19 protein-coding genes are annotated in these 26,613 nt (G+C 66.3%); 16 read left to right on the forward strand and 3 right to left on the reverse strand.

What is annotated here, in order from left to right; all coding sequences use genetic code 11:
• Positions 1-7 precede the first annotated feature (7 nt).
• From HWX14_RS32240 to HWX14_RS32295, 12 genes are all read left to right on the forward strand, one after another.
• Positions 8-901, forward strand: a complete 894-nt coding sequence (locus tag HWX14_RS32240; RefSeq protein WP_011546803.1) for a ParB/RepB/Spo0J family partition protein — start codon at positions 8-10, stop codon at positions 899-901.
• A 10-nt stretch (positions 902-911) separates the two neighbouring features.
• Positions 912-2,042: an SLC13 family permease gene (locus HWX14_RS32245; RefSeq protein ID WP_175886233.1), complete on the forward strand. Its 1,131-nt coding sequence runs from the start codon at positions 912-914 to the stop codon at positions 2,040-2,042.
• A 568-nt stretch (positions 2,043-2,610) separates the two neighbouring features.
• Positions 2,611-3,135, forward strand: coding sequence for an ATP synthase subunit I (locus HWX14_RS32250; RefSeq protein WP_175886234.1), 525 nt, complete (start codon positions 2,611-2,613; stop codon positions 3,133-3,135).
• 110 nt (positions 3,136-3,245) lie between these two features.
• Complete coding sequence (gene atpB, locus HWX14_RS32255; protein ID WP_050015830.1) at positions 3,246-4,097, forward strand: F0F1 ATP synthase subunit A; 852 nt, start codon at positions 3,246-3,248, stop codon at positions 4,095-4,097.
• Between the two features lie 75 nt (positions 4,098-4,172).
• Complete coding sequence (gene atpE, locus HWX14_RS32260) at positions 4,173-4,442, forward strand: F0F1 ATP synthase subunit C (RefSeq protein WP_006482730.1); 270 nt, start codon at positions 4,173-4,175, stop codon at positions 4,440-4,442.
• A 129-nt stretch (positions 4,443-4,571) separates the two neighbouring features.
• Positions 4,572-5,042, forward strand: coding sequence for a F0F1 ATP synthase subunit B (locus tag HWX14_RS32265; RefSeq protein ID WP_006477283.1), 471 nt, complete (start codon positions 4,572-4,574; stop codon positions 5,040-5,042).
• A gap of 2 nt (positions 5,043-5,044) precedes the next feature.
• On the forward strand, positions 5,045-5,584 hold the full coding sequence (locus HWX14_RS32270; protein WP_006477284.1) for a F0F1 ATP synthase subunit delta: 540 nt from the start codon (positions 5,045-5,047) through the stop codon (positions 5,582-5,584).
• 44 nt (positions 5,585-5,628) lie between these two features.
• Positions 5,629-7,170 (forward strand): F0F1 ATP synthase subunit alpha, encoded by a 1,542-nt coding sequence (gene atpA, locus HWX14_RS32275; protein ID WP_006756467.1) that lies wholly within the window; start codon positions 5,629-5,631, stop codon positions 7,168-7,170.
• Positions 7,171-7,242: 72 nt separating this feature from the next.
• Positions 7,243-8,118, forward strand: a complete 876-nt coding sequence (gene atpG / locus HWX14_RS32280) for a F0F1 ATP synthase subunit gamma (RefSeq protein WP_034209645.1) — start codon at positions 7,243-7,245, stop codon at positions 8,116-8,118.
• A gap of 66 nt (positions 8,119-8,184) precedes the next feature.
• Entirely contained in the window at positions 8,185-9,579 is a 1,395-nt protein-coding gene (gene atpD, locus HWX14_RS32285; RefSeq protein WP_006477287.1) for a F0F1 ATP synthase subunit beta, read from the forward strand.
• A gap of 120 nt (positions 9,580-9,699) precedes the next feature.
• Positions 9,700-10,125, forward strand: coding sequence for a F0F1 ATP synthase subunit epsilon (locus tag HWX14_RS32290; protein WP_006477288.1), 426 nt, complete (start codon positions 9,700-9,702; stop codon positions 10,123-10,125).
• Between the two features lie 260 nt (positions 10,126-10,385).
• A complete protein-coding gene (locus tag HWX14_RS32295; protein WP_175886235.1) occupies positions 10,386-12,113 on the forward strand; it encodes an AMP-binding protein in 1,728 nt (575 codons plus the stop codon).
• A gap of 699 nt (positions 12,114-12,812) precedes the next feature.
• On the opposite strand, the gene HWX14_RS32300 is transcribed toward HWX14_RS32295, so the two are convergent.
• Positions 12,813-13,625, reverse strand: coding sequence for a transporter substrate-binding domain-containing protein (locus HWX14_RS32300; protein ID WP_175886236.1), 813 nt, complete (start codon positions 13,623-13,625; stop codon positions 12,813-12,815).
• Between the two features lie 149 nt (positions 13,626-13,774).
• Between HWX14_RS32300 and hemE the strand changes: the two genes are divergently transcribed.
• From hemE to HWX14_RS32320, 4 genes are all read left to right on the forward strand, one after another.
• A complete protein-coding gene (hemE, locus tag HWX14_RS32305; protein WP_279609113.1) occupies positions 13,775-14,869 on the forward strand; it encodes a uroporphyrinogen decarboxylase in 1,095 nt (364 codons plus the stop codon).
• Positions 14,870-15,320: 451 nt separating this feature from the next.
• Positions 15,321-17,582 (forward strand): primosomal protein N', encoded by a 2,262-nt coding sequence (locus HWX14_RS32310; RefSeq protein ID WP_175886238.1) that lies wholly within the window; start codon positions 15,321-15,323, stop codon positions 17,580-17,582.
• Positions 17,583-18,010: 428 nt separating this feature from the next.
• The gene (gene putA / locus HWX14_RS32315; RefSeq protein WP_175886239.1) at positions 18,011-21,943 is read left to right on the forward strand and encodes a trifunctional transcriptional regulator/proline dehydrogenase/L-glutamate gamma-semialdehyde dehydrogenase; all 3,933 of its coding nucleotides are present in this window, start codon (positions 18,011-18,013) and stop codon (positions 21,941-21,943) included.
• 84 nt (positions 21,944-22,027) lie between these two features.
• The gene (locus tag HWX14_RS32320) at positions 22,028-23,167 is read left to right on the forward strand and encodes a branched-chain amino acid ABC transporter substrate-binding protein (protein WP_175886240.1); all 1,140 of its coding nucleotides are present in this window, start codon (positions 22,028-22,030) and stop codon (positions 23,165-23,167) included.
• Positions 23,168-23,286: 119 nt separating this feature from the next.
• Here the strand turns inward: HWX14_RS32320 and HWX14_RS32325 are convergent, their stop codons facing one another.
• The gene (locus tag HWX14_RS32325) at positions 23,287-24,795 is read right to left on the reverse strand and encodes an AMP-binding protein (RefSeq protein WP_175886241.1); all 1,509 of its coding nucleotides are present in this window, start codon (positions 24,793-24,795) and stop codon (positions 23,287-23,289) included.
• 50 nt (positions 24,796-24,845) lie between these two features.
• On the reverse strand, positions 24,846-26,498 hold the full coding sequence (locus tag HWX14_RS32330) for an acyl-CoA dehydrogenase family protein (protein WP_175886242.1): 1,653 nt from the start codon (positions 26,496-26,498) through the stop codon (positions 24,846-24,848).
• Positions 26,499-26,613 lie beyond the last annotated feature (115 nt).

The raw sequence follows: 26,613 nt of genomic DNA on the forward strand, positions 1-26,613 counted from the left end.
GAAAGACATGAACGCGGTACCAAAGAAGAAGGGCTTGGGACGTGGCCTCGAAGCGCTGCTCGGCGGCAGTGCCGATATCACCGAAGCGGTGAAGATCGAAGGCGCACCGAACACGCTCGCGCTCGGCAAGCTGCAAGCCGGCAAGTACCAGCCGCGCACGCGGATGGACGAAGGCAGCCTGCAGGAGCTCGCGGCAAGCATTCGCGCACAGGGCGTGATGCAGCCGATCCTGGTACGGCCCATTTCATCAGACAAATACGAGATCATCGCGGGCGAGCGGCGTTTCCGTGCGGCGCGCCTGGCCGGCCTCGATGAAGTGCCGGTGCTCGTGAAGGACGTATCCGATCAGGCCGCGGCCGCGATGGCGCTGATCGAGAACATCCAGCGCGAGGACCTGAATCCGCTCGAAGAAGCGCACGGCATCCAGCGCCTGCTCGACGAGTTCGGTTTCACGCACGAACAGGCGGCCGAGTCGGTCGGCCGTTCGCGCAGCGCGGTGTCGAACCTGCTGCGCCTGCTGAACCTCGCGTCGCCGGTGCAGACGATGCTGCTGGCCGGCGATCTCGACATGGGGCACGCACGTGCGCTGCTCGCGGTCGATGCGGCCACGCAGATCACGCTCGCGCATCAGGTGGTCAACAAGCGCATGTCGGTGCGGGAGACCGAGAAGCTCGTCTCGCATACGACGAAGGAAGCGCCGGCCGTGAAGGCGCGTGCGAAGGACGATGGCGGCCGCGATACGCGTCGCCTCGAAGAGGAGTTGTCCGACCTGCTCGCGTCGACGGTGAAGATCAAGCTCGGCCGCCGCGGGCGAGGGCAGGTGCTGATCGACTTCGGCAACCTCGATGCGCTCGAGGGCATTCTCGCGCGACTGCGCGGCAACGTCGCAACAGAAGAATAACGGGGCAGGTATGGAGGAAACGGGCGTACCGGCGCCGCGCCGGTGGCTCGGATGGCTTGCGCAGGAACCGGTGCTGTCGGTGCTTGCGCTTGGCCTGATCGTGCTGCAATGGGTGCGTCCGCAACCATTTTCGGTACTCGCCGATCGCGTCGACTGGCAGACGGTCGCGACGCTCGCGGGCCTGCTGATGTTGACGAAGGCGCTCGAGCTGTCCGGCTGCCTGATGTGGCTCGCGCATCGCATCGTGCATCACGTGCATTCCGAGCGCGGGCTCGCAATGCTGCTCGTCGGCTTCGCCGCGATGTTGTCGATGTGGCTCACCAACGACGTCGCGCTGTTCGTCGTCGTGCCGTTGATGGTGTCGCTGCGCGCGCTGACACCGCTGCCATTCCGGCGGCTCGTGATCGTCGTCGCGCTGGCCGTCAATGCGGGGTCCGTCGCGACACCGCTCGGCAATCCGCAGAATCTTTTCCTGTGGCAGTTGAGCGGCGTGTCGTTCGGCCGTTTCGTGGTCACGCTCGGGCCGCTCGCCGTCGCGCTGATGGCGCTGCTGCTCGTGCTGACCGCCTTCATGTTTCGCGCGAAGCCGCTCGACCTGTCCGGCGACGCCGCGGCCTTTCCCGTGCAACGCATGCACGCGCTGATCGCGGCGGTGCTGTTCGCCGCGTTCGTGCTGCTCGCCGATGCGCACCATCCGCTGCCGGGCCTCGTCGGGGTCGCGATCGTGCTGCTCGCCGTCAAACGTGACGCAGTCCTGAAGATCGACTGGCTGCTGCTGCTGATCTTCGTGCTGATGTTCGTCGTGTTGCGCAGCGCGGCTGCGCTGCCCGTCGTGCACGACGCGATCGCGCACGCGCAACTCGATTCGCCGCTGCGCGTCTATGCCGCCGGCGCCGTGTTGTCACAGGTGATCAGCAACGTGCCGGCCGCGATCCTGCTGTCGGAATTCACGCACGACTGGCGCGCGCTCGCATTCGGCGTATCGATCGGCGGCTTCGGTTTCGCGATCGGCTCGCTCGCGAACCTGATCGCGGTGCGTCTCGCGAAGGAGCCGCGCATGTGGCTGCCGTTCCACGTCGTGTCGATTCCGTTCGCGCTGGTGAGCGCGGCGCTCGGCGCGTGGCTGCTCATGCACGCTTGAGCGGGGCCGGTGCGTGCGGCACAGGCGTGCCGTTCGGGCGGCGGGCAGCGCGCACAGCGTGTGCAGTGATCAGGATTGTTGATAAGTGCTGCAACTCACAGTCGAGCATCTGTGGCGGCGCGACAACTGATTGAATGAATCGATGCGCGAACATCCGGTCGAATTTCACGCGTCGCGCGCGGTGGCTCCGTCACGGCGTTCCGCTTGTTCCGGCGCGTCCCGCCGAGTCGTTCCAGACGACTGCATTGCAGCGAATTCGCGGCGGCGATCGCACCGCTTCCTTCTGGCCCGCATCGGGCATCGTTTCCCCGTCATTTACCCCGTCATCGGACTTTTTCGCGCAAGAAATACCGGTGCAGGAAACCGACCTTACAACTGTCATCGTACGTCGTCGAATCGGGTGTTTTTTCACATCATGAGGCGTCGTTTTATGCAGGTTTTTGTCGCGTCTAAAGCCTTGAATCACTTGCAACTATCGCTTACAATCGCCCGGATTTGTTAGCTAGGCACCCCTGAAAGCTTTCAGAAAGCTTGGGGTCGGGTTCGAGGATTTCAGCGGAAGATTGCGATGGCGGGTCAGGCGCCGAACGACAGGCACGATGATCAGCGCACGCAACGCACCGCTTCGGCGGCTGCCGAGCGGCGCGAATCCGACGATGACTGGGATGTCGAGCAGCAAGATAACAACATCGTTCCGCTCACGCGGACGGAGGCCGAAAGGCTGTTCGGTCCGAACGTGAGCAAGCCCTCGCGCGTGACCCCCTACAAGGTGGTGTTCGCGCAAGTGGTCCTGTCCCTGGTTGCAACGCTGGCGTGGTGGCTGTTTTCGAAGTCGCCGGGCGCCGCTGCGCAATCCGCGTTTCTGGGCGGAGCGATCGGCTGGGTGCCCAGTGCGGTATTCGTGGCACGACTGAAGGCAGGTGGCTCGGCCACCGTGATGAGCTGGGTGATGGGCGAAGCCCTGAAACTGGCTCTGACGATCGGGATGTTCACCGCGGTGGCGTTCGGCTGGGCCGGCGTGCACTGGGTGCCCTTCCTCGTCACGTACCTCGTCGTGCTGAAGACGTACTGGATCGCGCTGGCCTGGCGGTAAGAAACAAGCAGCGTGCGGTTTCGACAACGAACCGCACCGGCCCGTTCCCGCAATAGCGTGTTGCGGAACGGGGCAAAACGATTTTCGACAATTTGGGTGGCATTAACGATATGGCAGCTAGCGAAGGCACGCGCGGTCCGGATCCGTCCGAGTACATTGCGCACCACTTGCAGAATTTCTCCACCTCGCATCAGACGTCGATTTTCGATATCCACGTCTGGAATATCGACACGCTGTTCTGGTCGATCGTCTGCGGCATCGTGACGATCCTCCTGCTGCGTCTGGCCGCCCGCAAGGCGACGTCGGGCGTGCCGGGCCGTTTCCAGTGCGCGATCGAGATGCTCGTCGAAATGGTCGAAGACCAGTCGAAGGCCATCGTCCACGGCAATCGCACCTTCATCGCGCCGCTCGCCCTCACGGTGTTCGTGTGGGTCGCGCTGATGAACTCCCTCGACTTCCTCCCGGTCGACCTGCCGGGCCGCGTGATCGGCCTGCTCGGTCTGTCGGACGTGATTTCCCACCATCGCATCGTCCCGACGGCCGACCTGAACGGCACGCTCGGCATCGCGCTCGGCGTGTTCGTCCTGATGATCTACTACAGCATCAAGATCAAGGGCGCGGGCGGCTTTGTGCATGAGCTGCTGTCGGCCCCGTTCGGTGCCCACCCGCTGCTGTGGATCCCGAACCTCGCGCTCAACATCGTCGAATATCTCGCAAAGACCGTTTCGCTCGGCATGCGGCTGTTCGGCAACATGTACGCGGGTGAGCTGTTGTTCCTGTTGATCGCCCTGCTCGGCAGCATGTGGAGCTTCGGTGGCGACGCAACGTTCCTCGGCTTCGTTGGTCATGTGATCGCGGGTAGCGTCTGGGCAATCTTCCACATTCTGATTGTTCTGTTGCAGGCATTCATTTTCATGATGCTGACGCTGGTGTATCTCGGCCAAGCGCACGACACGCACTAAGCGCGGCGTGCAACAAAGAGTCTTCGTTTTAGTTTTTTAAATCTCAGTTCCAAGTCTTTTCACAAAGGAGTGATCATGCAAGCTTACATCGCCAACATCCAGGGTCTGACCGCCATCGGTATCGGCATCATCATCGGCCTGGGTGCAATCGGCGCCTGTATCGGTATCGCGCTGATGGGTGGCAAGTACATCGAAGCCTGCGCACGTCAGCCGGAACTCATCAACCCGCTGCAAACGAAGATGTTCCTGCTGGCTGGTCTGATCGACGCTGCATTCCTGATCGGCGTTGGTGTCGCAATGCTGTTCGCGTTCGCGAACCCGCTCCTGTCGAAGCTCGCAGGCTAAGGTTCCTCGGAAATATGCGTCCGGCGTGAGCCGGCGCAGGGCGGAACGGAGACTTGGGGCGCTGATCGAATGCAACTCGATGAGCGCCTTACCGTTTCATTTTTCCGGAATAGCAGATAAGGAAACACCGTGAATCTCAACGCAACTCTGTTTGCGCAAATGGTCGTGTTCCTGGTCCTCGCGTGGTTCACGATGAAATTCGTGTGGCCGCCGTTGATCAACGCCCTCGACGAACGTTCGAAGAAGATCGCCGACGGCCTCGCCGCCGCGGAGAAGGGCAAGGCGGAACTCGACGCAGCGCACAAGCGCGTGGACCAGGAACTCGCGCAGGCCCGCAACGACGGCCAGCAGCGCATCGCCGACGCCGAAAAGCGTGCCCAGGCGGTCGCCGAGGAAATCAAGGCCAACGCCCAGGCTGAAGCCGCCCGCATCGTCGCCCAGGCGAAGGCGGAAGCAGAACAGCAAATCGTGAAGGCGCGCGAAGCGCTGCGTGGCGAAGTCGCCGCGCTGGCCGTGAAGGGCGCCGAGCAGATCCTGAAGCGCGAAGTCGATCAAACGGCCCACGCCCAACTGCTGAATCAACTGAAAGCCGAGCTCTGATCATGGCCGAACTTGCAACCATCGCCCGCCCTTACGCAGAAGCGCTGTTCCGCGTGGCCGAGGGCGGTGACATCGCCGCCTGGTCCACGCTCGTGCAAGAGCTGGCCCAGGTTGCGCGTCTGCCGGAAGTCCTGTCGGTCGCGTCGAGCCCGAAGGTGACGCGCACGCAAGTAGCCGAGTTGCTGCTTGCTGCGGTGAAGTCGCCCGTCGCGGCCGGCGCCGAAGCGAAGAACTTCGTGCAGATGCTGGTCGACAATCATCGCATCGCGCTGCTGCCGGAAATTGCCGAGCAGTTCGAGGCGCTCAAGAACGAACGTGAAGGTGCCGCCGACGCCGAGATCGTGAGCGCGTTCCCGCTGAACGGCGCGGATCTCGACAGTCTCGTCTCGGGCCTCGAACGCAAGTTCAAGCGCAAGCTGAAACCGACGGTCGAAGTCGATTCGTCGCTGATCGGCGGCGTGCGCGTGACGGTCGGCGACGAAGTGCTCGACACCTCGGTTCGCGCGCGTCTCGCATCGATGCAGGCTGCCTTGACCGCCTGAGCGCCACGCCGGCACGCAACAGAATTGACTATCAGGAGCGAATAATGCAACTCAATCCCTCTGAGATCAGCGAGCTGATCAAGAGCCGGATCCAGGGCCTTGAAGCGAGCGCAGACGTTCGCAACCAGGGCACCGTGATCTCCGTGACCGACGGTATCGTGCGTATCCACGGCCTGTCGGACGTGATGCAGGGCGAAATGCTCGAGTTTCCGGGCAACACGTTCGGTCTCGCGCTGAACCTCGAGCGCGACTCGGTCGGCGCGGTGATTCTCGGCGAATACGAACACATCTCGGAAGGCGACATCGTCAAGACGACGGGCCGCATTCTCGAAGTCCCGGTTGGCCCGGAACTCGTCGGCCGCGTGGTCGACGCGCTCGGCAACCCGATCGACGGCAAGGGCCCGGTCAACGCGAAGCTGACCGACGCGATCGAAAAGATCGCCCCGGGCGTGATCTGGCGTAAGTCGGTGTCGCAGCCGGTGCAGACGGGCATCAAGTCGATCGACGCGATGGTGCCGATCGGCCGTGGCCAGCGTGAGCTGATCATCGGCGACCGTCAGTGCGGCAAGACCGCGGTGGCGCTCGACGCGATCATCAACCAGAAGGGCAAGGACCTGATCTGTATCTACGTCGCGATCGGCCAGAAGGCTTCGTCGATCATGAACGTGGTTCGCAAGCTCGAAGAAACGGGCGCGATGGAATACACGATCGTCGTCGCCGCCTCGGCATCGGATTCGGCTGCGATGCAGTACCTGGCACCGTACGCCGGCTGCACGATGGGCGAATACTTCCGTGACCGCGGCCAAGACGCGCTGATCATCTATGACGACTTGACCAAGCAGGCTTGGGCATACCGTCAGATCTCGCTGCTGCTGCGCCGCCCGCCGGGCCGTGAAGCGTACCCGGGCGACGTGTTCTATCTGCACTCGCGTCTGCTCGAGCGTGCGGCTCGCGTGTCGGAAGAGTACGTCGAGAAGTTCACGAACGGCGAAGTGAAGGGCAAGAGCGGCTCGCTGACGGCACTGCCGGTCATCGAAACGCAGGCTGGCGACGTGACCGCGTTCGTTCCGACGAACGTGATCTCGATTACCGACGGCCAGATCTTCCTGGAAACCGACCTGTTCAACGCAGGCATCCGCCCGGCAATCAACGCCGGCGTGTCGGTGTCGCGCGTCGGTGGCGCCGCTCAGACGAAGGTCGTGAAGAAGCTGTCGGGCGGTATCCGTACCGACCTCGCGCAGTACCGTGAACTGGCCGCATTCGCGCAGTTCGCATCGGACCTCGACGAAGCGACCCGCAAGCAGCTCGAGCGCGGCCGCCGCGTGACGGAACTGCTGAAGCAGCCGCAGTACCAGCCGCTGCAGGTGTGGGAACTGGCCGTGTCGCTGTACGCCGCGAACAACGGCTACCTCGACGATCTCGACGTCAAGCAAGTGCTGTCGTTCGAGAAGGGCCTGCGCGACAACCTGAAGACCAGCCACGCTGACCTCATCAAGCGCATCGAAGACACCAAGGATCTCTCGAAGGACGACGAAGGCGCGCTGCGCGCGGCGATCGAATCCTTCAAGAAGTCCGGTGCCTATTGATCCGCGAGTGACACACTGAGGCCGCGCGGGCGCGCATGATGCGCCCGCGCCGCTTCGGTCAAGGAGCAAGCTATGGCTGGAATGAAGGAAATTCGCGGCAAGATCAAGAGCGTGCAGAACACGCGCAAGATCACGAAGGCGATGGAGATGGTGGCTGCATCGAAGATGCGTCGCGCGCAGGAACGCATGCGCGCCGCTCGTCCGTATGCAGACAAGGTCCGTGCCATCGCCGCGCACATGAGCCGTGCGAACCCGGAGTACCGCCACCCGTTCATGGTGGCGAACGACGGCGCGCAGACGGCCGGCATCATCCTCGTCACGACGGACAAGGGTCTGTGCGGTGGTCTGAACACCAACGTGCTGCGTGCGACGGTGCAGAAGTTCAAGGAGCTGGAAGAGAAGGGCCAGAAGGTCGAAGCCACCGCGATCGGCGGCAAGGGCCTCGGGTTCCTGAACCGCTTCGGCGCGAAGGTGATGTCGCAGGTCGTGCACCTCGGCGACACCCCGCACCTGGACAAGCTGATCGGCGCCGTGAAGACGCAGCTCGATCTGTACTCGGAAGGCAAGCTGTCGGCGGTTTATATCGCTTACACGCGCTTCGTCAACACGATGAAGCAGGAAGCCGTGATCGAGCAGCTGCTGCCGCTGTCGTCGGAACACTTCGAAGCCGATGACGGTACGCCGGCGACGTCGTGGGACTACATCTACGAGCCGGACGCGCAGGCCGTCGTCGACGAACTGCTCGTGCGTTACGTCGAGGCGCTGGTGTACCAGGCCGTCGCGGAAAACATGGCGTCCGAGCAATCGGCGCGCATGGTCGCGATGAAGGCCGCGTCCGACAACGCGAAGACGGTGATCAGCGAACTGCAGCTCGTATACAACAAGAGCCGTCAGGCCGCGATCACGAAAGAACTGTCGGAGATCGTCGGCGGCGCAGCCGCTGTTTAAGCGCGCGCCCGGGACGACAACTGCGCCTTTGCGCGAGTAAAGAATCAGGTATTTAAAGGAAAAGCGATGAGTACTGCTGCTTTGGTAGAAGGCAAGATCGTACAGTGCATCGGCGCCGTTATCGACGTGGAATTCCCGCGCGACAGCATGCCGAAGATCTACGACGCGCTCATTCTCGATGGCTCGGAGCTAACGCTCGAAGTCCAGCAACAGCTGGGCGACGGCGTGGTCCGTACCATTTGTCTGGGTGCATCCGACGGCCTGCGCCGCGGCCTGACCGTGAAGAACACGGCGAAGCCGATCTCGGTGCCGGTCGGCAAGCCGACCCTCGGCCGTATCATGGACGTGCTCGGCCGTCCGATCGACGAAGCCGGCCCGATCGAGAGCGACGTGACGCGTTCGATCCACCAGAAGGCACCGGCGTTCGACGAACTGTCGCCGTCGACCGAACTGCTCGAAACGGGTATCAAGGTCATCGACCTGATCTGCCCGTTCGCGAAGGGCGGCAAGGTTGGCCTGTTCGGCGGTGCTGGCGTGGGCAAGACCGTCAACATGATGGAGCTCATCAACAACATCGCGAAGGAACACGGCGGTTACTCCGTGTTCGCGGGCGTGGGCGAGCGTACCCGTGAAGGGAACGACTTCTACCACGAAATGAAGGACTCGAACGTTCTCGACAAGGTCGCGCTGGTGTACGGCCAGATGAACGAGCCGCCGGGCAACCGTCTGCGCGTCGCGCTGACCGGCCTGACGATGGCCGAGCACTTCCGTGACGAAGGCCTCGACGTGCTGTTCTTCGTCGACAACATCTACCGTTTCACGCTGGCCGGTACCGAAGTGTCGGCACTGCTCGGCCGTATGCCGTCGGCAGTGGGCTATCAGCCGACGCTGGCTGAAGAAATGGGCAAGCTGCAAGAGCGCATCACGTCGACCAAGAAGGGCTCGATTACGTCGGTTCAGGCCGTGTACGTCCCTGCGGACGACTTGACCGACCCGTCGCCGGCAACCACCTTCGGCCACCTGGACGCAACCGTCGTTCTGTCGCGTGACATCGCTTCGCTGGGTATCTACCCGGCGGTCGACCCGCTCGACTCGACGTCGCGCCAGATCGACCCGAACGTGATCGGTGAAGAGCACTACTCGATCACGCGTCGCGTTCAGCAGACGCTGCAGCGCTACAAGGAACTGCGCGACATCATCGCGATTCTGGGCATGGACGAACTGTCGCCGGAAGACAAGCTGTCGGTCGCACGTGCGCGTAAGATCCAGCGTTTCCTGTCGCAGCCGTTCCACGTCGCTGAAGTGTTCACGGGCTCGCCGGGCAAGTACGTGCCGCTGAAGGAAACGATCCGTGGCTTCAAGATGATCGTCGACGGCGAGTGCGACCACCTGCCGGAACAGGCGTTCTACATGGTCGGCACGATCGACGAAGCCTTCGAAAAGGCCAAGAAGATCCAGTAAGGGCTGAGTGAGTCGCAAGCCGGCGAGCGCCGGCCGGAACAATAAGTCAGCAATGACTTGTATTCCGGCCGCCTGCGCCGGCCGCAATACGCTCAACCCGTGGATGAGATTGGAGTCGATATGGCAACCATCAAAGTAGACGTCGTCAGCGCGGAAGAGCAGATCTTCTCGGGCGAGGCGAAATTCGTCGCGCTGCCGGGCGAAACGGGTGAGCTGGGCATTCTGCCGGGTCACACGCCGCTCATTACCCGGATTCGTCCGGGTGCGGTGCGCATCGAAGTCGAGGGCGGCAACGACGAATTCGTGTTCGTCGCGGGCGGCATTCTCGAAGTGCAGCCGGGCGCCGTGACGGTGCTCGCCGATACCGCGATCCGCGGCAAGGACCTCGACGCGGCGAAAGCCGAGGAAGCGCGCAAGCGTGCCGAGGAAACGCTGCAGAACGCGAAGTCGGACCTCGACCTCGCAAAGGCGCAATCCGAGCTCGCGACCGCGATGGCGCAGCTCGAAGCAATCCAGCGTCTGGCGAAGATCCGCAGCCGGCACTGAGCCGTGCCGCGTATCCCGCGAAAGAAAGCAGCCTTCGGGCTGCTTTTTTTTCATTCGTCGTTTTTGTCTGTCTTTTTGCGGGCCGGATCGTATCGTTCGGTCGTGCTATTTCAGCCGCCCGCCGCGATTTAATGTCAGAGTGTCGTCAGCGGAGCGCGGCATCATGCGCTCAGCGGTTCGCCGCCGCGAGCACGGCGGGCGCAGGCACGCGCGTCAGCCGCGTGTCGCAGCCGATCAGACAAAAACGGACGGAGACATCGATGGCAGCAGACCTTGGCAAGGGGGCGCTGATCGCGCCCGAAAACGGACTGTCGTACGTGCGCGGCGCGACCGACGTGCCGTTATCCGACGCGACGATCAGCCGGTTCCTGCTCGACACGGCCGGCCGCTTTCCCGACCGTCCGGCCGTCGTGTTCCGCGAGCAGCAGGTGCGCTGGACCTGGCGTGAATTCGCGCACGAGATCGACGTGCTTGCGGCCGGCCTCGCCGCGCTCGGGATCGTGAAGGGCGATTGCGTCGGCATCTGGTCGCCGAACCGCAGCGAATGGCTGCTCACGCAGTTCGCGACCGCGCGGATCGGCGCGGTGCTCGTCAACATCAACCCGGCCTACCGGCTGTCGGAACTCGAATACGCGCTGAACAAGGTCGGCTGCAAGGCCGTGATCGCGGCCGAGCGCTTCAAGAGCTCCGCGTACGTCGAGATGCTGCAGACCATCGCGCCGGAGCTCGCGAGCGCGACGCCGGGCGACCTGCACGCGGCGCGCGTGCCGAACCTGCGCACGATCGTGTCGATGGGCGAGACGGCGCCCGCCGGCATGTTCCGCTTCGCGGACGTGATGGCGCGCGGCCGCCAGGCGGTCGATCCGGCGCTGCTCGATGCGATCGGCGCGACGCTCGCGGCCACCGATCCGATCAACATCCAGTTCACGAGCGGCACGACCGGCAGCCCGAAGGGCGCGACGCTCACGCACCGCAACGTCGTCAACAACGCGCGCTCGATCGCGATGGCGATGCGTTTCACCGAACAGGATTCGCTTTGCATCCCGGTGCCGCTCTATCACTGCTTCGGGATGGTGCTGGCCGTGCTCGCCTGCGTGTCGACGGGCGCCGCGATGGTGTTCCCCGGCGAAGCGTTCGACCCGGTCGCGACGCTCGCGGCGGTGGCCGAAGAACGCTGCACCGCGCTGCACGGCGTGCCGACGATGTTCATCGCGGAGCTCGATCATCCGGAATTCGCGAGATTCGACTTGTCGACGCTGCGCACCGGGATCATGGCCGGCTCGCCGTGCCCGATCGAGACGATGAAGCGCGTCGTCGCGCAGATGCATCTGTCGGAGATCACGATCGCGTACGGGATGACGGAGACGAGCCCCGTGTCGTTCCAGAGCTCGACCGACGATCCGCTGGAAAAGCGCACGACGACGGTGGGCCGCATCCAGCCGCATCTCGAAGTGAAGATCGTCGATCCGGGCGGCGACATCGTGCCGGTCGGCGCGACGGGCGAGCTGTGCACGAAGGGCTATTCGGTGATGCTCGGCTACTGGGACGACGACGCGAAGACGCGCGAGGTGCTGGTCGACGGGTGGATGCACACGGGCGACCTCGCGACGCTCGACGCGGACGGCTACTGCAACATCGTCGGTCGCCTGAAGGACATGGTGATTCGCGGCGGCGAGAACGTCTATCCGCGCGAGATCGAGGAATTCCTGTTCCGGCATCCGAAGATCCAGAGCGCGCAGGTATTCGGCGTGCCCGATGCGAAGTACGGCGAGGAGCTGTGCGCGTGGATCGTGCTGCGCGCGGACGAGCAGATGACCGAGGACGACGTGCGCGCGTTCTGCCAAGGCCAGATCGCGCACTACAAGATTCCGCGCTATATCCGCTTCGTCGACGAGCTGCCGATGACGGTGACGGGCAAGGTGCAGAAGTTCGTGATGCGCGAGCGGATGATCGAGGAACTGAAGCTCGACGTGCAGAAGACTGCTTGAAGCGGGACGGTACGGGACAATGCTGAAAAAACGTGGCGGCCTGCAGGTCGCTACGTTTTCGACGGACGAAAAAAAGCGGGCTTATTAGCCCGCTAAAAACCACACGCTACGGGGTTAGCGCGAGGAGACCAAAGATGAAACCGGATCCGGCGGGGAGCCGGAAACGACTCCAACAGGGATGCCCCTCGGAAGGGCTTCGGTACGTGACCGACTGGCTCGCAGCGCTTCGCGTCCGCTCACACTTGGCACACGAGACCGCATCCGTGTTGAAACCGTTGAGGCCATTGTGGGCGAATTAATGACCCGTCGCGGTAACAAAGTGTTTCAGGTTGTAACGCCCGCCAGATAAGGCTTTCCGGGATTTTTTGCTGTTTTCGGGGTCCTGAAAAAGGTCATTTTTACCCATACTTTCCGCTGCGTTTTCAAGGTATGCGCGCGATGCGTTTTTCACGTGTATCGGGCGCGATGAATTGCCGATTTTCACGCGAGAAAGTGCACGGCGCGATCGATACCGCGCATGACGATTCATTCGTCAGAAAGATTTTGAAACGTGATCGGAATGCGGGGAAGTCGGCCATTCGGCCAATTCGGCGGGTTTTGCGCCGCTGGAAGGCCCGGCGCAGCGACGGCAATGTGTAACGGCGCGCGCGGCGGCTGCGGGGTCGGTGCCCATGATCGGTCGCCGCGGCGCGGGTCAGCTTACTTCAGCCACTTGTCCGAAATCACCTGGTACTCGCCGGTGGACAGCGCGAGATGCAGCCACTGATCGACGTATTGCTGGAACACGACGTCGCCGCGCGGCACCATGTACGCCTTTTCGCCGAACTGGAACGGCTTGTCCGGATGCACCGAGCAGAGGCCCGGATTCAGCTTTTGCTGCAGCTGCGTCTCGGACGCATCCGTCACCATCACGTCGGCGTTGCCCGCGAGGATCTGCTTGAAGATCGTCACGTTGTCCGGGTAGACGGTCAGGTTCGCGTGCGTGAAGAACTGCTTCGCGAAGCGCTCGTTGGTGCCGCCCGGATTCACGATCACGCGCGTGTCGGGCCGGTCGATCTGCGCGACGGTCTGGTACTTGTCGGCATCCGCGCAGCGCACGATCGGCGTCTTGCCGTCGACCACGTACGGCTGCGTGAAGAACACGCGCTTCTGGCGCTCGAGCGTCGTCGACACGCCACCCACCGCGATGTCGCACTTCGCAACGAAGTCGTGGGTGAGGTTCGGCCAGCTCGTCTTCACGTAATCGGTCTTCACGCCGAGCGATTTCGCGAGCGATTCGGCCATGTCGATGTCGATGCCCTCGAAGCGGCCGTCCGCGCGGTAGTACGAATACGGCTTGTAGTCGCCGGTCGTGCACACGCGCAGCGTGCCCCGCGCGAGCACGTCGTCGAGCCGCGAGCCGGCGGCCGCGGCGCTCGCGGGCGCGGGCGCGGTCGTCCCCTGTGCGTGCGCGGCAGCGCAGCAAAGCGCGGTGGCGGCAGCAAGCGCGGCGAGCGTGGCGAATGTCTTCATCGGTCTCCTCCTTCGTTCGGTTCGATATGAGCGTCCGATCATAACGGAGCCATCGCGCGCGTCATATGGCCGCCATCGCATCGGCATGCGCAGCCCGATCGCGGCTGTCCGGTAAAATGCCGGTTTGCCTTCGCATCGTCGCTCCTACCGTGGCCCATAACCTGCTCAACGACACCTTCCTGCGTGCGCTTCTGCGCGAGCCGACCGACTACACGCCGATCTGGCTGATGCGCCAGGCCGGCCGCTACCTGCCCGAATACAACGCGACGCGCGCGCGCGCCGGCAGCTTCCTCGGTCTCGCGAAGAATCCCGACTACGCGACCGAGGTGACGCTGCAGCCGCTCGAGCGCTTTCCGCTCGACGCCGCGATCCTGTTCTCGGACATCCTGACGATTCCCGACGCGATGGGGCTCGGCCTCGACTTCCAGGTCGGCGAAGGGCCGAAGTTCGCGCATCCGGTGCGCACCGAGGCCGACGTCGCGAAGCTCGCGGTGCCGGACATCGAGGAGACGCTCGGTTACGTGACGGGCGCCGTGCGCGAGATCCGCCGCGCGCTCACCGACGGTCAGGGCCGCCAGCGCGTGCCGCTGATCGGCTTCTCGGGCAGCCCGTGGACGCTCGCGTGCTACATGGTCGAAGGCGGCGGCTCGGACGATTTCCGCACGGTGAAGTCGATGGCGTATTCGCGCCCCGACCTGATGCACCGGATCCTCGACGTGAACGCGCAGGCGGTGGCCGCGTATCTGAACGCGCAGATCGAAGCGGGCGCGCAGGCCGTGATGATCTTCGACACGTGGGGCGGCGCGCTGGCCGACGGCGCGTATCAGCGCTTCTCGCTCGATTACATCCGCCGCGTGGTGTCGCAGCTCAAGCGCGAGCACGACGGCGAGCGCGTGCCGGTGATCACGTTCACGAAGGGCGGCGGACTGTGGCTCGAGGAGATCGCGGCGACCGGCGTCGACGCGGTCGGGCTCGACTGGACGGTCAACCTCGGCGCCGCGCGCGAGCGCGTCGCGGGGCGCGTCGCGCTGCAGGGCAACCTCGACCCGACGATCCTGTTTGCACCGCCGGCCGCGGTGCGCGAACAGGCGCGCGCGGTGCTCGACAGCTACGGCAACCATCCGGGCCACGTGTTCAACCTCGGGCACGGCATCTCGCAATTCACGTCGCCCGATCACGTCGCCGAACTCGTCGACGAAGTCCATACCCACAGCCGCGCGATCCGTAGCGGAGCGGCGGGCTGAACGCAAGCGCCGTCATGCTGCACTGCGGGATGGTGATGTTTCGTTTCTGAAACTAAACAGGACGCAACCCCGCTCCGGTTGCCGATTCGGTGCTTGTCAAGACTTGACTTATACACATTTTCCACGTTGCAGCGCGGTAGAGCCCCGTATCGGTCAATTTGTCTCGCTATGGTTCGGTAATTTGAATAGCAGCCTTATGGAATAAGGCTTCGCGGGGCACCGCCGCAAGCGGCGAAAAACAGCGGAAAGCACGGCCCGGCGCGCGTTGCGGCCGTTGAGCGGCGAGTTCTCAACAAAGTTATCCACAGGCTGGCCAGGGTATACGGCGATTCCTAATGCGAATCCAAAACTTAGCGCCGAATCTGAAGTTTTACTTTAAGTCCGCCGTCGCGATACGGGCGCGGGTGCAGGCCGTCCGTATGCTGCGTGCCGCCGCTGCCGGAGCGCGCGGATGAGCGACACCTATCTGCGCGTGGCGCTCGACCATCCGCTCGCGACCCTGTTCGACTATCGCTGCGACGCGCAGCCGGCGCCCGGGCCGGGCACGCTCGTGCAGGTGCCGTTCGGCAAGCGGCAGGCCGTCGGGCTCGTCTGCGAAGTCACCACTCACACCGATGTACCGCCGTCGCGGCTGCGCGCGGTCGATGCGATCTGCACGGAGCTGCCGCCGCTGTCGGCGGACTGGCTCGCGCTCGTGTCGTTCGCTGCCGACTACTATCAGCGCGGGCGCGGCGAAGTCGCGTTGCCGGCGCTGCCGCAGGCGCTGCGCGACGCCGGGCGCTGGGGGCGGCTGCTCGCGCCGGAAGTGCGCTACCGGCCGACCGAGGCCGGCCGCGCGGCGCTGCCCGATGCGTTGCCTGCGCGCGGCGCCGCGCTGCGCCGGCTCGCGCAGGCACTCGTCGATACCGGTTCGCTGACGCTGCCCGACGCACGCGCGCTGCACCCGAAGGCGGCCGCGACGCTCGACGACTGGGCGGCGCGCGGCTGGGTCGACGTCGAGGAGATCGGCTGGGCCGATACGCCTGTGGTCAACCCTGTGGATAACCTGTCGACAAGCGGTGGACGCGCTGTGCCGCCGGCGTTGACGGACCAGCAGGCCGAGGCGCTCGACGCGATCCGCGCGGCGCAGGGCTTCGCGCCGTTCCTGCTGCACGGCGTGACGGGCAGCGGCAAGACCGAGGTGTATCTGCATGCGCTCGCGTCGCTGCTCGACGCGCGGCCGGACGCGCAGGCGCTGGTGCTCGTGCCCGAAATCAACCTGACGCCGCAGTTCGAGGCCGCGTTTCGCGCGCGCTTCGCGGGGGCGCTCGCCGACGACGCGATCGTCACGCTGCACAGCGGGCTCGCCGAAGGCGAACGGGCGCGCAACTGGCTCGCCGCGCACACGGGCCGCGCGCGGATCGTGCTCGGCACGCGGCTCGCGGTGCTCGCGTCGATGCCGACGCTCGCGCTGATCGTCGTCGACGAGGAGCACGAGCCCGCGTACAAGCAGCAGGAAGGGCTGCGCTATTCGGCGCGCGACCTGGCCGTGTGGCGCGCGAAGCAGCTCGGCATCACCGTCGTGCTCGGCTCGGCCACGCCGTCGCTCGAAAGCTGGTGGCAGGCCGAGCAGGGGCGTTACACGCGGCTCACGCTGTCGCGTCGCGCGGTGGCCGACGCGACGCTGCCGACCGTGCGGCTGATCGACCTCGAAGAGGAACGGCGGCGCGGGCGCGCGTCGATGGGCGGGCTGTCGGGGCCGCTCGTCGCCGCGCTGAAGGCGCGGCTCGAACGCGGCGAACAGAGCCTCGTGTTCCTGAACCGGCGCGGTTACGCGCCGCAGCTCGCGTGCGACGCATGCGGCTGGGTGGCCGGCTGCCCGCGCTGCAGCGCGTACGTCGTGCTGCACAAGCCCGAGCATGCGCTGCGCTGCCATCACTGCGGCTGGGAAGCGCGCATTCCGCGCTCGTGCCCCGAGTGCGGGAACGTCGACATCGCGCCGCTCGGGCGCGGCACGCAGCGCATCGAGGAGGCGCTCGCCGAGGCCGTGCCGGGCGCGCGGATCCTGCGGATCGACGCGGACAGCACGCGCCGCAAGGGCAGCGCGCAGGCGCTTTTTTCCGACGTGCACGCGGGCGAGGTCGACATCCTGGTCGGCACGCAGATGATCGCGAAGGGGCACGACTTCCAGCGCGTGTCGCTCGTCGGCGTGCTCAATGCCGATACCGCGCTGTTCTCGCACGACTTCCGCGCGAGCGAGCGGCTGTTCGCGCAGCTGATGCAGGTGAGCGGCCGCGCGGGGCGCGCCGGCCTGCCGGGCGAGGTGATGGTGCAGACGCGCTACCCGCGTCATGCGCTGTATCACGCGCTCGGGCGGCAGGATTACGTGGGCTTCGCGAATTCGCAGCTCGGCGAGCGTCGCGACGCGCACCTGCCGCCGTTCGTCTACCAGGCGCTGCTGCGCGCCGAAGGGCGCACGCTCGATGCGGCGCTCGCGTTCCTGCAGCAGGCCGCGGCCGCGTTGCCGGGGCTGCCGGGCGCCGATCGCGTGACCGTGTACGACGCGGTGCCGATGACCATCGTCAAAGTCGCGAACGTCCATCGCGCGCAGCTGCTGCTCGAAAGCGCGTCGCGGGCGGCGCTGCAGCATGCGTTGCGCGCGTGGCAGCCGGAGCTGCGCGCGCTGAAGGGCGTGCTGCGCTGGAGCGTCGAGGTCGATCCGCTGGATATCTGAGCGGCGTCCGCGCGGGCGTCGCGTGGAGTCACCGGATATCGGGACGTCTGCGCCGCCGGGTGCCCGAGCCGTCGCCCGTCGCATGCCCGACCGGGGCTGTCGGTGCCCCAGCCCCTCCGTCGCCTACCCGACGCCGGCACCGTGCCTCGTGTCACACCTCCCAACCTCCCAGTGCAACCTCTTTTCGGCCGCTTCCTTGCATGCCGAGGGTTGCACGCATGTGTCCAATCGCACCGATCAGGGAAAACACCGAGCCTCCGACCACGGGCAACCCCTAGGTTGCAACCACATAAGTGGCTGATTATATTGACTAACTTATGGGTGCAACCTCTCTCTCAATTTGGTTGCACCTTTTTATTGCGTGCCGTAGGATTTCGCGCATCCTCTTACACCACACTGCCGGGCTCGCACCGGCGCACGAACCCACCATGGCAAGCACGACTCTCGGCGTCAAAGTCGACGACCTTCTCCGCTCGCGCCTGAAAGACGCGGCAGCGCGTCTCGAGCGCACTCCCCACTGGCTGATCAAGCAGGCGATCTTCGCGTATCTCGAGCGGATCGAGCACGGCCAGTTGCCGCCCGAGCTGTCGGGCCACAGCGGCGTGACGGAGCTCGCCGACGGTCAGGCCGCGGACGGCGACGACGACAACTCGCCGCATCCGTTCCTCGAGTTCGCGCAGAACGTGCAGCCGCAGTCGGTGCTGCGCGCGGCGATCACCGCCGCGTACCGCCGTCCGGAACCGGAGTGCGTGCCGTTCCTGCTCGGCCAGGCGCGCCTGCCCGCGAACCTGCAGGCGGACGTGCAGGCGCTCGCGACGAAGCTGGTCGAGGCGCTGCGCGAGAAGAGCTCGGGCGGCGGCGTCGAAGGGCTGATCCACGAGTTCTCGCTGTCGAGCCAGGAAGGCGTCGCGCTGATGTGCCTCGCCGAAGCGCTGCTGCGCATTCCCGACCGCGCGACGCGCGACGCGCTGATCCGCGACAAGATCAGCAAGGGCGACTGGCGCTCGCACGTCGGCCACGCGCCGTCGCTGTTCGTGAACGCGGCGACCTGGGGGCTGATGATCACCGGCAAGCTCGTGACGACCAACAGCGAAGCGGGCCTGTCGTCGGCGCTCACGCGCCTGATCGGCCGCGGCGGCGAGCCGCTGATCCGCAAGGGCGTCGACATGGCGATGCGCCTGATGGGCGAGCAGTTCGTCACCGGCGAAACGATCTCCGAAGCGCTCGCGAACAGCCGCAAGTACGAAGCGCGCGGCTTCCGCTACTCGTACGACATGCTCGGCGAAGCGGCGACGACCGAAGAGGACGCGCAGCGCTACTACGCGTCGTACGAGCAGGCGATCCACGCGATCGGCAAGGCGGCCGGCGGCCGCGGCATCTACGAAGGCCCGGGCATCTCGATCAAGCTGTCGGCGCTGCATGCGCGCTATTCGCGCTCGCAGCAGGACCGCACGATGAGCGAGCTGCTGCCGCGCGTGCGCGCGCTCGCGCTGCTCGCACGTCGCTACGACATCGGCCTGAACATCGACGCGGAAGAAGCGGATCGCCTCGAACTGTCGCTCGACCTGCTCGAGGCGCTGTGCTTCGATCCGGATCTCGCGGGCTGGAACGGCATCGGCTTCGTCGTGCAGGGCTACCAGAAGCGCTGCCCGTTCGTGATCGACTACCTGATCGATCTCGCGCGCCGCAGCCGTCACCGCCTGATGATCCGCCTCGTGAAGGGCGCGTACTGGGACAGCGAAATCAAGCGTGCGCAGGTCGACGGCCTCGAAGGCTATCCGGTCTACACGCGCAAGATCTACACCGACGTGTCGTACCTCGCATGCGCGAAGAAGCTGCTCGCGGCGCCGGACGCCGTGTATCCGCAGTTCGCGACGCACAACGCATACACGCTGGCCGCGATCTACCAGCTCGCGGGCCAGAACTACTACCCGGGCCAGTACGAATTCCAGTGCCTGCACGGGATGGGCGAGCCGCTGTACGAGGAAGTCACGGGCCGCGACAAGCTGAACCGTCCGTGCCGCGTGTACGCACCGGTCGGCACGCACGAGACGCTGCTCGCGTACCTCGTGCGCCGTCTGCTGGAAAACGGCGCGAACACGTCGTTCGTGAACCGCATCGCGGATAAAACCGTGTCGGTGAAGGAGCTGGTCGCCGATCCGGTCGACGAAGCGTCGAAGGTCGTGCCGCTCGGCGCGCCGCACGCGAAGATTCCGCTGCCGCGCCACCTGTACGGCGACGAGCGTCCCAACTCGATGGGCCTCGACCTGTCGAACGAACACCGTCTCGCGTCGCTGTCGTCCGCGTTGCTCGCGAGCGCGCACCACCCGTGGCGCGCGGCGCCGATGCTCGCCGACGATGCACTTGCCGACGCCCCGGCGCGCGACGTGCGCAACCCGGCCGATCAGCGCGACGTAGTCGGCACGGTCAGCGAAGCGACGTCCGAGCACGTGAGCGCGGCGCTCACGCACGCGGTGGCCGCCGCGCCGATCTGGCAGGCGACGCCGGTCGACGCACGCGCCGACTGCCTGGTGCGCGCAGCCGACCTGCTCGAAGCGCAGATGCACACGCTGATGGGCCTGATCGTGCGCGAAGCCGGCAAGTCGCTGCCGAACGCGATCGCCGAAATCCGCGAAGCGGTCGACTTCCTGCGCTACTACGCGGCGCAGATCCGCGACGAATTCTCGAACGACACGCATCGTCCGCTCGGCCCCGTGGTCTGTATCAGCCCGTGGAACTTCCCGCTCGCGATCTTCATGGGCCAGGTGGCCGCGGCGCTCGCCGCCGGCAACACGGTGCTCGCGAAGCCGGCCGAACAGACGCCGCTGATCGCCGCGCAGGCCGTGCGCCTGCTGCGCGAGGCCGGCGTGCCGGCCGGCGCGGTGCAACTGCTGCCGGGCACGGGCGAGACCGTCGGCGCGGCGCTGGTCGCCGATCCGCGCACGCGCGCGGTGATGTTCACCGGTTCGACCGAAGTCGCGCGCCTGATCAACAAGACGCTTTCCGCGCGCCTCGATCCGGACGGCAAGCCGATTCCGCTGATCGCCGAAACGGGCGGCCAGAACGCGATGATCGTCGACTCGTCGGCGCTCGCGGAGCAGGTCGTCGCGGACGTGATGCAGTCGTCGTTCGACTCGGCCGGTCAACGGTGTTCGGCGCTGCGCGTTCTGTGTCTGCAGGACGACGTCGCGGACCGCACGCTGACGATGCTCAAGGGCGCGATGCACGAGCTGGCGCTCGGCAACCCGGACCGGCTGTCGACCGACGTCGGCCCGGTGATCGACGCCGAAGCGAAGCAGACGATCGACACGCACGTCGCGGCGATGAAGGACAAGGGCCATGGGGTCACGCAACTGCCGATGCCCGACGCGTGCGCGCACGGCACGTTCGTGCCGCCGACGCTGATCGAGATCGGCAGCATCGACGAGTTGAAGCGCGAAGTGTTCGGCCCGGTGCTGCACGTGGTGCGCTACCGGCGCAGCCAGCTCGACAAGCTGCTCGAGCAGATCCGCGCGACCGGTTACGGGCTGACGCTCGGCATCCACACGCGGATCGACGAGACGATCGCGCACGTGATCTCGAATGCGCACGTGGGCAACATCTACGTGAACCGCAACGTGATCGGCGCGGTGGTCGGCGTGCAGCCGTTCGGCGGCGAAGGGCTGTCGGGCACGGGCCCGAAGGCCGGCGGCGCGCTGTACCTGCAGCGCCTGCTCGCGACGCGTCCGTCGGGCCTGCCGCGCGCGCTCGCGCGGTCGCTGGTGGCGGACGGCGCGACCGAAAGCGAGGCGCGCGGCAACCCGGCGGCAGCGCTCACGACGCTGCGCGACTGGCTGATCGAGCAGCGCGAGCCGGCGCTGGCCGCGCGTTGCGACGGCTATCTCGCGCAGGTGCCGGCCGGCGCGACCGCCGTGCTGAGCGGCCCGACGGGCGAGCGAAACACGTATACACTCGGCCCCCGCGGCACGGTGCTGTGTGTCGCGGCCACGCCGGGCGGCGCGCGCGCGCAATTCGCGGCGGTGCTGGCGACGGGCAACCGTGCGTTGTTCGCCGGCGCGGCGGGCGAGGCGCTGGTCGCCGCGCTGCCGGCGTCGCTGAAGGCGCACGCGACCGTGCGCAAGCAGGCCGACGCGCCGTTCGACGCGGTGCTGTTCGAAGGCGACAGCGACGAACTGCAGACGCTCGTGAAGGACGTCGCGCAGCGCCCGGGCCCGATCGTGTCGGTGCAGGGCGTGTCGGCGGGCGCGTTCGAGAACGGCGACGCGGAAGACTACGCGCTCGAGCGGCTGCTCACGGAACGCTCGGTGAGCGTGAATACGGCCGCGGCGGGCGGCAATGCGAATTTGATGACGATCGGCTGATCATCCTTGCCGTTCGGATCAAACAAAGGAAGCGGCCAGGCGATCCCGAAGCCGCTCCATTTACCCTGGTACCAAGGAGATGCTATGCAACACACGATGAAAAAGGTGGCAGGCGCGACGTTCGTCGCCGTCATGTCGCTGGCGGGGACGGCCCATGCGGATGACGTGAAGATCGGTTACGCAGGGCCGATGACGGGCGCGCAGGCGCACTACGGCAAGGATATGCAGAACGGGATCGTGCTCGCGCTGGAAGACTTCAACGCGACGAACCCGAAGATCGGCGGCAAGCCGGTGAAGTTCGTGCTGAGCACGCAGGACGACCAGGCTGACCCGCGCACGGGCACGACGGTCGCGCAGAAGCTCGTCGACGACGGCATCAAGGGCATGCTCGGCCACTTCAACTCGGGCACGACGATTCCCGCTTCGCGCATCTACGCGAACGCGGGCATTCCGGAAATCGCGATGGCGACCGCGCCGGAATACACGCAGCAAGGCTACAAGACGACCTTCCGCATGATGACGTCCGACACGCAGCAGGGCTCGGTGGCCGGCACGTTCGCGTCGAAGGATCTCGGCATGAAGAAGATCGCGATCGTCGACGACCGCACGGCCTACGGCCAGGGTCTCGCCGACCAGTTCGAGAAGGCCGCGAAGGCCGGCGGCGCGACGATCGTCGACCGCGAATTCACGAACGACAAGGCGGTCGACTTCAAGGCGATTCTGACCAAGCTGAAGGCGGCGAAGCCGGACCTCGTCTACTACGGCGGCGCGGATTCGCAGGCAGCGCCGATGGTCAAGCAGATGAAGGCGCTCGGCTTCAACGCACCGCTGATGAGCGGCGAAATGGTGAAGACGCCGACGTTCCTGAAGATCGCGGGCAACGCGGCCGACGGCACGATCGCTTCGCTGGCCGGCCTCCCGCTGGAAGAAATGCCGGGCGGCAAGACCTACGCCGACAAGTACAAGAAGCGTTTCGGCGAAGACGTGCAGACGTACTCGCCGTACGCGTACGACGGCGCGATGGCGATGCTGAACGCGATGAAGAAGGCCGATTCGACCGATCCGGCGAAGTACCTGCCGGTGCTCGCGAAGACCGACATGGCCGGCGTCACGTCGACGCACGTCGCGTACGACGCGAAGGGCGACCTGAAGAACGGCGGCATCACGATGTACAAGGTCGAGAAGGGCGACTGGAAGCCGCTGAAGAGCATCGGCGGGAAGTAAGCAGCTTGATGTGATGTGCGGGCGGGGGCGAACGTCGCCGTCCGGCCGATCGAGCATGCAAAAAAGCCACCGGGCCTTGATGACGGCCGGGTGGCTTTTTTTATCGGCGTGTGCGGCGGCTACTCGCTGCGCACGCGCAGCAGAAACTTCTGCACCTTGCCGGTCGGCGTGCGCGGCAGCGCCTGCACGAACGTGAATGCGCGCGGGATCTTGTACGCCGCGAGCCGCTCGCCGCAGAACGTGCGCAGCGCATCCGCATCGGGCGTCGCGTTCGCCCGCATCACGACGTGCGCGACGACCGTCTCGCCCCAGTCCGGATGCGGGACGCCGACGACGGCCGCCTCGGCGATGTCCGGGTGCGCGCCGAGCACGTCCTCCACTTCCTTCGAATAGACGTTCTCGCCACCGGTGACGATCATGTCCTTCAGCCGGTCGACGATGAACAGATAGCCATCCTGATCGATCCGCGCGACGTCGCCGGTGCGATACCAGCCGCCCGGCGCGAACGCGGCGCGCGTCGCGGCCGCGTCGTCGAGATAGCCGAGCATCATGCTGTCGGCCTTCAGCCAGATTTCGCCGGTCTCGCCCGGCTGCGCATCGACGCCGTCCATTCGCACGACCCGCAGGTCGACGCCCGGGCCGCCCTGGCGGCCGATCGAGCCGGCCTTCGCGATCTGCTCGTCCGGATACAGCGTCGTGCCGGCCGGCCCGGTTTCCGTCATGCCGTACACCTGGAAGAACGCGCGGCTGCGATACGCCAGTGCAAGCCGTTCGGCCTGCGCGGCGCCGATCGGGCCGCCGCCGTACAGCCACGCGCGCACGCTCGACAGGTCGAATGCCGCGAAGCCGTCGATCGTGTCGAGCGGCAGCGTGTACGACACCGGCGCGCCGAAATACAGCGTCACGCGCTCGCGCTCGACGGTCTGCAGGAAGCGCAGCGGATGGTATTCGCGCAGCAGCACGACGGTGCCGCCCGCGACCAGCGTGCCGCCGAACCAGTTGTTCAGCGGCGACGAATGCCAGATCGGCATCGCCATCAGCGTGCGCTCGTTGCGGCCGATGCCGATCGCGAGCGCCGCCTGCATCGCGGCGAGCGTCACGGTGCGATGGCTGTGCACGCAACCCTTCGGGCGGCCGGTCGTGCCGGACGTGTAGAGGATCTGCGCGGCGTCGTCGTCGGCCGGTTCGATGCCCGCGAGGCCGTCCATCGTCGCGCACATCGTGTCGAAGTTCGGCACGCCGTCGAGTTCGCCTTCGGTCACGAGCCGCCGTGCCGGATGCACGATGCGCTCGACCACCGGCGCGAGCGCCACGTCGAACAGCAGCGCGGTGCTGCCGCTGTGTTCGAGCACGTAGTCGACTTCCGGGGCCTGCAGCTTGTGGTTGATCGGCACGAACGCCGCGCCGAGGCGCCATGCGCCGAACATCAGGTCGACGAAGGCCGGCGTGTTGAAGCACATCGCGGCGACGCGGTCGCCGGCCGCGACGCCGAGCGCGCTCAGCACGGCCGCCGCGCGGTGCGAACGCTCGCGCGCGGCCGCATACGTGATCGTCGCGGATTCGCTGACGAGGAACGGCTTGTCGGGCGTCGCACGGGCGGCGCGGTCGAGGGCGGCGACGAGGTTCATCGAGGCTCCGGGCGGGCGAACGAACGGGAATTCGGGTGAACGGGCCGGCGTCAGGCCGGGTACGCGCGCTGCAGCAGCGCGGCGACGTCGATCGCATGCGGATCGAAGCCGCCCGCGATGCGGCCCCAGTCGGGCGCGGCGAGCCGCGTCGCGACGAATGCGTCGGCGACGGCCGCCGGCGCATCGCGGCGCAGCAGGCACGCCTGCGCGACGAGCGCGAGCCGCTGCGCGAACACGCGGCCCGACGCTTCGAGCGTGTCGGCGGGGGCGGCGAGCATTGCGCGCAACGCGTCGAGCGCCGCGCGGATGCGCGGTTCGCCCGCGCCGAGGTCGGCCAGTTCGTCGAACAGCGCGGCGGCCGCGTCGGGCTCGCGCGACACCGCGCGCAGCACGTCGAGGCACATCACGTTGCCCGAGCCTTCCCAGATCGAGTTGACGGGCGCCTCGCGGAAGAGGCGCGCGATCGGGCCGTCGTCGACGTAGCCGTTGCCGCCGAACACTTCCATCACCTCGCCGGTCAGCTCGACCGCGCGCTTGCAGACCCAGAATTTCGCGGCGGGCGTGACGATCCGTTTCCATGCGCGCTCGCGCGGCGAGTCGTCGCGCTCGAATGCGTCGGCGAGCCGCATCGCGAGCGACAGTGCGGCCTCGCTTTCGAGCGCGAGATCGGCGAGCACGGTGCGCATCAGCGGTTGTTCGGCGAGCGCGCGGCCGAACGCGTGGCGCTGGCGCGTGTACGCGATCGCCTGCACGACGCCCTGGCGCAGCATCGCCGCGCTGCCGAGCACGCAGTTCAGCCGCGTATAGGTGGCCATCTCGATGATGGTCGGAATGCCGCGGCCTTCGTCGCCGAGCATGATGCCCCACGCGTCGTTCAGCTCGATCTCGCTGCTCGAATTGCTGCGGTTGCCGACCTTGTCCTTCAGCCGCTGGATCTCGACCGCGTTCTTCGTGCCGTCCGGCCGCCAGCGCGGCACGTAGAAGCACGACGGGCCGCCGGCCTCGGTGCGCGCGACGACGAGGTGCGCATCGCACATCGGCGCGGAGAAAAACCACTTGTGGCCGCGCAGCCGGTACTCGCCGCCGCGCCCGCCCGCGCCGACCGGCGTGGCGAGCGTCGTGTTCGCGCGCACGTCGGAGCCGCCCTGTTTCTCGGTCATGCCCATGCCGAACCAGATCGCGCGCTTGTCGGCGACCGGCACGTCGCGCGGATCGTAGTCGTCGCTGTACAGCTTGTCGCGCAGCAGGTCCCACAGCGCGGGCTCCTTCTGCAGCACGGGGATCGCGGCCTGCGTCATCGTCGCCGGGCACAGCGTGCCGGCCTCGATCTGGCCATGCAGGTAGAAGCCGGCGGCCGTCGCGGCCCAGCGGCCGCGGCGCGCATCGCGGAACGCGAGCGACACGAAGCCTTCGTGACGATACTGGCCAAGCAGCGTATGCCAGGCGGGATGGAAGTCGACGCGGTCGATGCGCCGGCCGCGCCGGTCGAACGCGTGCAGTTCCGGCGTGTGCTGGTTCGCTTCGTCGGCGAGTTGCGCGGTGTCGGCGCTGCCGAGCCACGCGCCGTACGCGTCTAGCTGCGGCACGGCCCAGTCGGCGCCCGCCCGGGGGAGCGCGTCGCGTAGCGCGAGGTCCGTCGCGAAGAGGTTATAGTCGACGAGTTCGTCGAACTGGTTCGTGACGGCGTGAGTCGAGTCGGTCATCGCGGTTTGTCTCCGGTCTCATGCTTCACGGTCAGCCGGCGTCGTGCCGCGCGCAACGCGCTTCGGCGCGGATTCCGGCTGCCGGTAAAACGTATTCCCTGCTGAATTCAGAGTA

Origin of the sequence: Burkholderia sp. BCC0044, from assembly GCF_902832955.1 — a bacterium.
Lineage (GTDB): Bacteria > Pseudomonadota > Gammaproteobacteria > Burkholderiales > Burkholderiaceae > Burkholderia.

Coding starts and splice junctions, on each gene's coding strand:
- HWX14_RS32300 (WP_175886236.1), bottom strand. CDS start 13,625: ATGAAGACATTCGCCACGCTCGCCGCGCTTGCTGCCGCCACCGCGCTT.
- HWX14_RS32320 (WP_175886240.1), top strand. CDS start 22,028: ATGCAACACACGATGAAAAAGGTGGCAGGCGCGACGTTCGTCGCCGTC.
- atpB (WP_050015830.1), top strand. CDS start 3,246: ATGGCAGCTAGCGAAGGCACGCGCGGTCCGGATCCGTCCGAGTACATT.
- HWX14_RS32310 (WP_175886238.1), top strand. CDS start 15,321: ATGAGCGACACCTATCTGCGCGTGGCGCTCGACCATCCGCTCGCGACC.
- atpD (WP_006477287.1), top strand. CDS start 8,185: ATGAGTACTGCTGCTTTGGTAGAAGGCAAGATCGTACAGTGCATCGGC.
- HWX14_RS32295 (WP_175886235.1), top strand. CDS start 10,386: ATGGCAGCAGACCTTGGCAAGGGGGCGCTGATCGCGCCCGAAAACGGA.
- atpE (WP_006482730.1), top strand. CDS start 4,173: ATGCAAGCTTACATCGCCAACATCCAGGGTCTGACCGCCATCGGTATC.
- putA (WP_175886239.1), top strand. CDS start 18,011: ATGGCAAGCACGACTCTCGGCGTCAAAGTCGACGACCTTCTCCGCTCG.
- HWX14_RS32250 (WP_175886234.1), top strand. CDS start 2,611: ATGGCGGGTCAGGCGCCGAACGACAGGCACGATGATCAGCGCACGCAA.
- HWX14_RS32330 (WP_175886242.1), bottom strand. CDS start 26,498: ATGACCGACTCGACTCACGCCGTCACGAACCAGTTCGACGAACTCGTC.
- HWX14_RS32240 (WP_011546803.1), top strand. CDS start 8: ATGAACGCGGTACCAAAGAAGAAGGGCTTGGGACGTGGCCTCGAAGCG.
- atpA (WP_006756467.1), top strand. CDS start 5,629: ATGCAACTCAATCCCTCTGAGATCAGCGAGCTGATCAAGAGCCGGATC.
- HWX14_RS32325 (WP_175886241.1), bottom strand. CDS start 24,795: ATGAACCTCGTCGCCGCCCTCGACCGCGCCGCCCGTGCGACGCCCGAC.
- HWX14_RS32270 (WP_006477284.1), top strand. CDS start 5,045: ATGGCCGAACTTGCAACCATCGCCCGCCCTTACGCAGAAGCGCTGTTC.
- atpG (WP_034209645.1), top strand. CDS start 7,243: ATGGCTGGAATGAAGGAAATTCGCGGCAAGATCAAGAGCGTGCAGAAC.
- HWX14_RS32290 (WP_006477288.1), top strand. CDS start 9,700: ATGGCAACCATCAAAGTAGACGTCGTCAGCGCGGAAGAGCAGATCTTC.
- HWX14_RS32245 (WP_175886233.1), top strand. CDS start 912: ATGGAGGAAACGGGCGTACCGGCGCCGCGCCGGTGGCTCGGATGGCTT.